Annotated in this window: 8 protein-coding genes and 2 pseudogenes; 6 read left to right on the forward strand and 4 right to left on the reverse strand. The window is 68.1% G+C overall.

The window, feature by feature from the left end:
- Together A5625_RS13420 and A5625_RS13425 are read right to left on the reverse strand one after the other, a co-directional pair.
- On the reverse strand, positions 1–992 hold a 992-nt coding region (locus A5625_RS13420), incomplete at its 3' end, for an amidohydrolase (RefSeq protein ID WP_066994222.1).
- A 46-nt stretch (positions 993–1,038) separates the two neighbouring features.
- Positions 1,039–1,653 carry a cutinase family protein gene (locus A5625_RS13425; protein WP_197516094.1) on the reverse strand — a complete coding sequence of 205 codons (615 nt, stop codon included), beginning with the start codon at positions 1,651–1,653 and terminating at the stop codon, positions 1,039–1,041.
- A gap of 195 nt (positions 1,654–1,848) precedes the next feature.
- On the opposite strand from A5625_RS13425, the gene A5625_RS13430 reads away from it, so the two are divergent.
- Positions 1,849–2,664 (forward strand): purine-nucleoside phosphorylase, encoded by an 816-nt coding sequence (locus A5625_RS13430; RefSeq protein WP_066994226.1) that lies wholly within the window; start codon positions 1,849–1,851, stop codon positions 2,662–2,664.
- A 4-nt stretch (positions 2,665–2,668) separates the two neighbouring features.
- Entirely contained in the window at positions 2,669–4,249 is a 1,581-nt protein-coding gene (locus A5625_RS13435; protein WP_066994205.1) for a phospho-sugar mutase, read from the forward strand.
- Positions 4,250–4,256: 7 nt separating this feature from the next.
- Here A5625_RS13435 and upp read toward each other — a convergent pair.
- A pseudogene (upp, locus tag A5625_RS28375) lies at positions 4,257–4,874 on the reverse strand (uracil phosphoribosyltransferase); the annotation flags it as partial.
- Positions 4,875–4,996: 122 nt separating this feature from the next.
- Between upp and A5625_RS13445 the strand changes: the two are divergent.
- The 3 genes from A5625_RS13445 to A5625_RS13455 all read left to right on the forward strand — a co-directional run bounded on the left by A5625_RS13445 (position 4,997) and on the right by A5625_RS13455 (position 7,886).
- Entirely contained in the window at positions 4,997–5,857 is an 861-nt protein-coding gene (locus A5625_RS13445) for an alkaline phosphatase family protein (protein WP_369830008.1), read from the forward strand.
- A 103-nt stretch (positions 5,858–5,960) separates the two neighbouring features.
- Complete coding sequence (locus A5625_RS13450; RefSeq protein ID WP_066994214.1) at positions 5,961–7,271, forward strand: primosomal protein; 1,311 nt, start codon at positions 5,961–5,963, stop codon at positions 7,269–7,271.
- A gap of 276 nt (positions 7,272–7,547) precedes the next feature.
- Positions 7,548–7,886, forward strand: a complete 339-nt coding sequence (locus A5625_RS13455; protein ID WP_066994217.1) for a putative quinol monooxygenase — start codon at positions 7,548–7,550, stop codon at positions 7,884–7,886.
- A 139-nt stretch (positions 7,887–8,025) separates the two neighbouring features.
- Here A5625_RS13455 and A5625_RS30475 read toward each other — a convergent pair.
- Positions 8,026–8,139, reverse strand: a pseudogene (locus A5625_RS30475) (hypothetical protein); the annotation flags it as partial.
- Between the two features lie 297 nt (positions 8,140–8,436).
- Between A5625_RS30475 and A5625_RS13460 the strand changes: the two are divergent.
- The coding region (locus tag A5625_RS13460) for a VWA domain-containing protein (protein WP_156748201.1) at positions 8,437–9,032 on the forward strand (596 nt) is incomplete at its 3' end.

The following is a 9,032-nucleotide window of genomic DNA, read 5'->3' on the forward strand; positions in this document are numbered from 1 at the left end:
CCCGGCAGCACTTGCGTGATGTTGCCCATGTCGGTGCTACCCATGGGCAGCGCCGCCTCATACTCGCTGGCCACCGGCTCGCGGCCGAGCCGGCACATCTCTTCGCGGAAGACATCGGCCAACCATTGGTCCGGCCGCAGTTCGTCGTACGCGGGGGCGAGAGTGTCGATCTCGTACTCGCATCCGGTGGCCAGCGCGCCCGCCGCGAAGCAGGCGTACATCCGGCCCTCGAGCTCTCGCAACGACTCCGATTCGACGGCTCTCATCGCGTACTGAAGCGCCGCGTGCCCGGGGATCACGTTGACCGCCTGCCCGCCGTCGGTGACGATCCCGTGCACCAGCTGCCCGGGCGCCAGTTGCTGGCGCAGCAGTCCGATGGCCACCTGCGCGACGGTGACCGCGTCGACGGCGTTGACGCCCAGGTGTGGCGCGACGGCTGCGTGGGATTCCTTGCCGCGATAGTTCACCGTCGCTTCGGACAGGGCCAACGAGCGAGCCCCGGCGATGTCGGTGGGCCCGGGATGCAGCATCACCGCGGCGGCGATGTCGTCGAACACCCCGGCCTTCAGCAACAGCACCTTGCCGCCGCCGGCCTCCTCGGCGGGCGTGCCCACCAACGCCACCCGCAGGCCCAGATCGTCGGCCACCTCGGCTAAAGCCAGCGCGGCGCCCACCGCGGACGCCGCGATGATGTTGTGGCCGCAGGCGTGGCCGATCTCGGGCAACGCGTCGTATTCGGCGCAGATTCCGATGGTCAGCGGCCCGCTGCCGAAATCGGCGCGGAAGGCGGTGTCCAGCCCCCCGGCGGCCTCGGTGATCTCGAAGCCGCGTTCGGCGACCAGTGCCTGCGCCTTGGCGCAGCTGCGATGCTCGGCGAAGGCCAGCTCAGGCTCCGCGTGGATGGCATGGGACAACTCGACAAGGTCGGCACCACGTCGCCGCACGACATCTTCAACACTGTCTAACGGGTGATGTAACGGGGCGGTGGGCACTCTCGCAGTATGTCGCAGTATGTCATCGCGGCCCAACCGCGCCGGGCTACACCAGCCCGGCGATGAACCCCGCCGCCTGACCCGGGTAGGGCGGTACGCCGTAGTCGTGATGCGCGTCGCGGTCGCGGCCGCCGACGACGCAGACCGGATCGCCCTCGCTGCACAGGTCGATGGCGCGGCCGGAGAACGCACCTGTCGACGACAAAGGCGTGTTGAAGCGGTTGCCGGGGTTGCCGAAGACCGCGACCGCCCTGACCTTGTTGGCCAGGCCGGGATCCAGCGGGGGAGCCGATCCGAAGTTGCCGATGCGCTGGCCGACCGGCGGCACCCCGGCAAGCATCGAGACGGCGGCGGCGCCCTGTGAGAAGCCGCCCAGCACCAGCCGCGTCGACGGGCACTGGTCGACCATCTGCGCGATGTGGTCGCGCGCGTCGTTGGCGGCGTCAGCCGTGGTCAAAAAGTTGTAGCTGGCCGGATAGTTCACCGCGTAGGAGTCGACGCTGCGCGATCCGAGCGCGGGCTGCAGGGCGGCGAACAGTGCATCGCCGACGACACCGAGGCCGGGGGGCTCGGCGGTACCGCGGGCGAAGATGAGTTGCACGTCTGGACAGTCCGCTTTCGCCGACGGCGCCGGGCCGAATGTGATCGAAACCACTGACAGCACAACGGCGACGGCTACTCCCATGACCGGGCCAATCACCGGCCACCTACGAAAATTCATAAGGCAGATCCTGACATATAGCGGGGACACCGTCGCACCGCCAGGTTCGATCGCCCCTAACGGCTAACCTCCATGGCCCGGCTCCTCACTCGCGCCGTACCGCCGCTCGCCGTCACCGGGCTAGGCTCGATCGCTGTGACCGAAACCCCGTCCGACCCAGGCGAGCTCGCGCGCCGGGCGGCCGCGGTCATCGCCGAACGCACCGGAATCGCCGAACACGACGTCGCCATCGTGCTCGGCTCGGGATGGCGGCCGGCGGTCACCGCGCTCGGCACACCCACCTCAGTGCTGCCGCAAGCCGAACTGCCCGGGTTCAGACCGCCCACCGCGGTCGGGCACACCGGCGAGCTGTTGTCGATGCGCATCGGTGCACACCGGGTGCTGGTGCTGGTCGGGCGCATCCACGCCTACGAGGGCCACGACCTGTGTCACGTCGTGCACTCGGTACGGGCGGCCTGCGCGGCCGGTGTGCGGGCCGTCGTGCTCACTAACGCGGCCGGCGGGCTGCGCCCGGACATGGCCGTCGGCGAGCCCGTACTGATCAGTGACCATCTGAACCTGACAGCGCGTTCCCCGCTGGTGGGCCCGCAATTCGTGGACCTGACCGATGCCTACTCGCCGCGGCTGCGCGAACTCGCCCGGCAAGCCGACCCGACGCTGACCGAAGGCGTCTACGCCGGCCTTCCGGGCCCGCATTACGAGACGCCCGCCGAGATCCGGATGCTGCGAACGCTGGGCGCCGACCTGGTCGGCATGTCGACGGTGCACGAGACCATCGCGGCGCGCGCGGCCGGCGCCGAGGTTCTCGGGATATCGCTGGTGACCAACCTGGCGGCCGGGCTCAGCGGCGAACCGCTGAGCCACGCCGAGGTGCTGGCCGCCGGCGCCGCGGCGGCGACCCGGATGGGGTCGCTGCTGGCCACGATCCTCGCCCAGCGCCCCCGGTTTTAGCGCTATGACGCCCGAGGAGTGGATCGCCCACGATCCCGACCCGGCAACGGCGGCCGAGCTCGCCGCATGCGACCCGGACGAACTCGCCGCGCGGTTCGCCAGCCCGCTGAAGTTCGGCACGGCGGGGCTGCGCGGCCCGGTGCGCGGCGGGCCGGACGCGATGAACGTCGCGGTGGTGTCGCGGGCCAGCTGGGCGGTGGCACAGGTGCTGATGCGGCGTGGCCTGCACGGCTCGTCGGTGATCGTCGGACGCGACGCCCGGCACGGCTCAGCGGTGTTCGCCACAGTGACCGCCGGAGTTATTGCTGCCCAAGGGTTTTCCGTGACACTCCTGCCCGGGCCGGTGCCGACGCCGGTGGTGGCGTTCGCGGTGCGGCACACCGGCGCGGCGGCCGGGATCCAGATCACCGCATCGCATAATCCACCGGCGGACAACGGCTACAAGGTGTACCTGGATGGCGGCATCCAGATCGTCTCCCCCACCGACCGCGAGATCGAAGCCGCGATGGCCGCCGCCCCGCCGGCCGATCGGATCGGCCGAGTCCCCGTCGAACCGGCGCCGTCGGATCTGATCGAGCGCTACATCGACCGGGCGGCCGGGTTGCGGCGCGGCACCGGTTCGGTGCGGGTGGCGCTGACCGCGCTGCACGGGGTGGGCGGTGCGGTGGCCGTCGAGACGTTGCACCGGGCGGGATTCACCGAAATACACAGCGTCGGAGCACAATTCGCACCTGATCCAAACTTTCCCACCGTCGCTTTCCCCAATCCCGAGGAGCCCGGCGCCACCGACGCACTGCTGGCCCTGGCCACCGACGTCGGCGCCGACGTGGCGATCGCGCTGGATCCCGATGCCGACCGATGCGCCGTGGGCATTCCCGATCGGGCGGGCTGGCGCATGCTGTCCGGCGACGAAACAGGTTGGCTTTTAGGCGATTACATATTGTCCGGCGTTCAAACCAACACGCCGGTGGTGGCCAGCACGGTGGTGTCGTCACGGATGCTGTCGGCCATCGCCGCGCACTATGGCGCCGTCCACGTCGAAACCCTCACCGGCTTCAAGTGGCTGGCCCGCGCCGATGAGAACGTGCCCGGCGGCGACCTGGTCTACGCCTACGAGGAAGCGATCGGGCACTGCGTGGACCCCGCGGCCGTGCGTGACAAAGACGGCATCACCGCCGCGGTGCTGGTGTGCGATCTGGTGGCCGCGGCGATCCGGCAGGGCGGTTCGGTGTCCGGCCTGCTCGACGAACTGGCCCGGCGTTACGGGGTGCACGACGTCGCCGCGGTGTCGCGCCGGGTCGGCGATCCCACCGAGGCGGCCGAGCTGATGCGACGGTGGCGGACGGCCCCACCGAAAACGCTGGCCGGCTACCCAGCCAAGCTCACCGATATCACCGACGCGCTGATCTTCACCGGCGGCGACGACGACACGTCGCTCAGGCTGGTGGTGCGGCCTTCCGGGACCGAGCCGAAGTTGAAGTGCTACTTGGAGATTCGCTGCGCGGTTGACGGCGATCTGGATTCTTCGCGGCGCCGCGCCGCCGCCCTGCGCGAGGAGCTGGTCGGGGCGGTGCGGAGCTGGTGAACAGGTTGGGCCCGAATTGGCGGTCACCGGCATCGCCGAGGCCCGGCACGATATAGGCCGACTTGTTCAGCCCCTTGTCGACCGCGGCGGTGAACACTCGAGCGTTCGGCGCCGCTTTCTCCACCGCCGCAAGGCCTTCCGGAGCTGCCACCACACAGAGCACGGTGATATCCGTTGCGCCGCGGCGCTGTACCAGGCTGATCGCGTGCGCCATCGACCCGCCGGTGGCCAGCATCGGGTCAAGGATGATCACCGGTCTGCGGCCCAGCTTGTCCGGGAGCGCCTCCAGATACGGGACCGGCAAGTGGGTTTCCTCGTCGCGGGCGACACCGACGAATCCGACCTCCGCCTCCGGGATAGCGGCATGCGCCTCGTCGACCATGCCGAGCCCGGCCCGCAGCACCGGGACCAGCAGCGGCGGATTGACCAAGCGCGTCCCGACCGTCGACGCCACCGGGGTGCGGATTCGCACCGACTTTCGCGGTGCCTCCCGGCTGGCTTCGTAGACCAGCATCAGCGTGAGTTCGCGCAGCGCAGCGCGAAATCCGGCCGTGTCGGTGCGTTCGTCACGCAGCACCGTCAGCCGGGCGGCGGCCAACGGGTGGTCGATGACGCACACTTCCATGGGGTCGAGGGTATATAACGATCGGGCAAAGCCCTTCTGACACGCTTGCGTCCGCCGCGGAAAAGGCCTACGCCCGTTCATATACTCCGGGCGTGCTGGGCGAAATTCGAAGTCCGAGAAGGCTGATCGGCAGGGCATATCGAAGCTTGAGGCCGCTGGGCGCCTGCGCGTTGGTGGCACTGGCGGCCAGCCCGTTGACCCCGCGCATAGGCCTTGCGGCAGCGGCCATTCCGCAACCGGCGCACATCGTCATCGTGGTCGAGGAGAATCGCTCCGAGAACGGCATCATCGGCAACAAGTCGGCGCCCTTCATCACGTCCCTGGCCGCGGCCGGCGCCAACATGACCCAGTCGTACGCCGAAACACACCCCAGCGAGCCGAATTACCTGGCGCTGTTCGCCGGCAACACCTTCGGGGTGAATAAGGACCTGTGCCCGGTCAACGCCGGCGCCGCACCGAATCTCGGTTCCGAATTGCTCGCCGCCGGCTACACATTCGTCGGCTTCGCCGAGGGCCTGCCAGCGGCCGGCTCGCCGGTCTGCAGCGCGGGCAAGTACGCCCGCAAGCATGTGCCCTGGGCCAACTTCACCAATGTTCCGGCGGCGAACTCGCTGCCGTTCTCCGCGTTCCCGATGGGCAATTACGCCAGCTTGCCGACCGTGTCGTTCGTCATCCCGGACAATGACGACAACATGCACGACGGCTCGATCGCGCAGGCCGACTCCTGGCTGAACCGCGAGCTGTCCGGGTACGCCAATTGGGCGGTGGCCAACAACAGCCTGCTGATCGTCACGTTCGACGAGGACGATAACGGCAGCCGCAACCAGATCCCCACGGTGTTCTACGGCGCCCACATCCGTCCCGGCAATTACAGCGAACAGATCAACCACTACAACGTGCTATCCACGGTGGAGCAGATGTACGGATTGCCCAAGACGGGATACGCCGCCAGCGCCGCACCCATCACCGATATCTGGGATTAGCGGCGGGTCCAATGGTGGCGACCCGCTTCGCCCGGCTCCGCCGCGCTCGCGATCGCCACTGCCCCGATAAGCACCTTCGCCGGTCGTCGCTATTCTGTGCCGCATGGTTGCTGACCTCGTGCCGATCCGCCTGAGCCTGTCCGATGGTGACCGCTACACCGTATGGGCACCCCGCTGGCGCGACTCCGGCGACGAGTGGGAGGCGTTCCTGGGCAAGGACGAGGACCTGTTCGCTTTCTCGTCCGTCGCCGACCTGGTCGCATTCGTGCGTTCGAACGACGACAACGATCTGGCCGACCACCCGGCGTGGAATGAGCTGCGTGCCGCGCACGCGCACACATTCGTCCCCGCCGAGGACAAGCAGTTCGACCTGATCGCCGTCGAGGAGCTGGTGGCCGAGAAGCCCACCGAGGAGTCGGTGTCCGCGCTGGCCGGCACGCTGGCCATCGTGTCGTCCATCGGCTCGGTGTGCGAGCTGGCGGCGGTGTCGAAGTTCTTCAACGGCAACCCCAGCCTCGGCACGGTGTCCGGCGGATTCGAGCACTTCACCGGCAAGGCCGGCGCCAAACGCTGGAACGCGATCGCCGAGGTGATCGGGCGCAGCTGGGACGACGTCCTCGGCGAGATCGACGACATCGTCACCACCCCCGAGGTCGACAGCAAGCTGTCCGACAAGGCCGCCGACGAACTCGCCGAAGAGCGCGACGACGACGAGGCAGAAGAGGACTCCGCCGCCGAGGACGCCGTCGAAGATGCCCGCGACGAAGACGACGAAGACGAGGAGGCCGAAACCGAGGGCGACCCTGAGGAGACCACCGACGACGTCGCGGACCGGGCCGCCGGTGACACGGTGGTGCTGGGCAGTGATAAGGATTTCTGGCTTCAGGTGGGCATCGATCCGATCCGGATCATCACGAGTTCTGGCACCTTCTACACGCTGCGCTGCTATCTGGACGACGAGCCGATTTTCTTGGGCCGCAACGGACGCATCAGCGTGTTCACCTCCGAGCGCGCGCTGGCACGTTATCTGGCCGACGAACACGACCACGACCTGGCCGACCTGAGTACCTACGACGACATCCGCACCGCCGCGACCGACGGCTCGCTGGCGGTCGAGATCACCGACGACAACATCTACGTGCTCAGCGGGCTGGCCGACGACCTGGCCGACGGACCGGACGCGGTGGATCGTGAGCAGTTGGAACTGGCCGTCGAGGTGCTTCGCGACATCGGTGACTACTCCGAGGAGAGCACCGTCGACAAGGCGCTCGACACCAGCAGGCCGCTGGGCAAGTTGGTGGCCGCCGTGCTCGAGCCCGACTCGGTCACCAAGCCGTCGCCGCCGTACGCCGCGGCAGTGCGCGAGTGGGAGAAATTGGAGCAATTCGTCGACGGAAGGCTCCGCCGCGAATAATTCAACGTGCTTGTCCGGTTGGCGATGCGTGCGATCAGCGCGCGCCGTCGACGGCCGGCTGCCCGCACGCCTCGCTTGATGACGAACACGCCGACCGGTTCGACTTCCAGCCCACGCGCGTTGGTGACAGGGATCACCGTTGCGCCGTAGGCGGTTTCGTACGGCTGTCCATATACACTCGCCGCATCAGCACCCCGGGCGTCGAGCGGTACGTCTTTGGTCTCTCTGCGGGTCGCTATCACCGTGCTTAGTACGGCACCGGACGAGGAGGATCTCGTGGTCATTGTGGCAGGTCACGTAGTCGTCGACCCAACCAAGCGCGACGAGTACCTGTCCGGATGGGTCGAGGTGGTGCGCCAAGCCCGCCGAACGCCCGGTTGCCTTGATTTCTCGCTGTCGGCCGACCTCATCGAGCCAAGCCGGATCAACGTGTTTGAGAGTTGGGAGTCCCGAGCCGCCATCGAGGCGTTCCGCGACAGCGGCGCCAGCGACGGGCAGGGCCCCGCGATCGTGAGTGTGGCGGTGGCCGAGTACGACGTCGCGTCCGAGAAAATCCTTGACGACGCCGCCACGACACTTGTTTTCTTGACGCGGCGACCAGGAAGCGCCAAATAGTCAGGCTGCTTGCGCAGCAATTACTTTGGTGTGCGACCACTGCGGGCGTGTCATCGATGCGCCAATAGCTCGCATGCAAAACGACATCTCGTTGCCGTCTGGCGCGGCCAGGCCACGGCCCGGCCACGACCAACCCAATTGCAAACTGGGTCATGTTTGCCTTACCCACGAGAATGCCGCCCGCGTCAACTATTCGGCGGACGACGGGAGCGGTCTCATTGGGGGTGTACTCGAACGCGGCGCAGCCCGCCGTGGTCGGAAGGTCTCCACGTCGATAGGGACCACGCCGCCGACCGCACTCCGCACGGCGCGCCCATCGAGCTCACGCCACGGATTTCACCGATCAGGATTGATCGGCGAGCCCGGCCCGCGAGCGCCCGGGTCAGGGCGCGTCCTTGGTTTCACTGGCGTCGACCGCACTCGCCGTTTGACGGGTAAACAAGTCTCATCTTTACTGGCGGCAGCATCCGCCGGAGTTCGAGGAGGCGGCCAGATCGGGAGGTGAGCCGATGGCGGTACCACGCGGATCGCTGTTGGTGAGGCGTGCCGCATGACGCTTCCCGGTATCGGCCCGTTACCGCTCTACGGGTTCCAGCGTCCCGCCCTGTTGTTGTTCGGATTGGTGCCGCTGGCCCTGCTGGGCCTCTACGTCTACGTCGCGGCCCGGCGCCGCCAACGCCTGCACCGGTACACCGAGGCCCCGGTTGCACAGTCGCCGTGGCGGCACCTGCCGATCGCCATATCGCTGCTGTGCCTGGTGTTTTTGACGATCGCGCTGGCCACCCCCACCCACGACATGCGCATCCCGCGCAACCGCGCGGTGGTGATGCTGGTGATCGACGTCTCGGAGTCGATGGCGTCCAACGACGTGCCGCCCAACCGACTGGCGGCGGCCAAGGAGGCCGGCAAGCAATTCGCCGAGCAGCTGACCCCGGCGATCAACCTGGGCCTGGTGGAGTTCGCCGCCAACGCCACGCTGCTGGTTCCGCCGACGACCAACCGCGGCGCGGTGAAGGCGGGCATCGACAGTCTGCAGCCGGCTCCGAAAACGGCTACCGGAGAAGGCATTTTCACCGCATTGCAGGCGATCGCGACGGTCGGCTCGGTGATGGGCGGCGGCGACGGGCCGCCACCGGCGCGGATCGT

Origin of the sequence: Mycobacterium sp. 1465703.0 (assembly GCF_001672975.1) — a bacterium.
Classification (GTDB): domain Bacteria; phylum Actinomycetota; class Actinomycetes; order Mycobacteriales; family Mycobacteriaceae; genus Mycobacterium.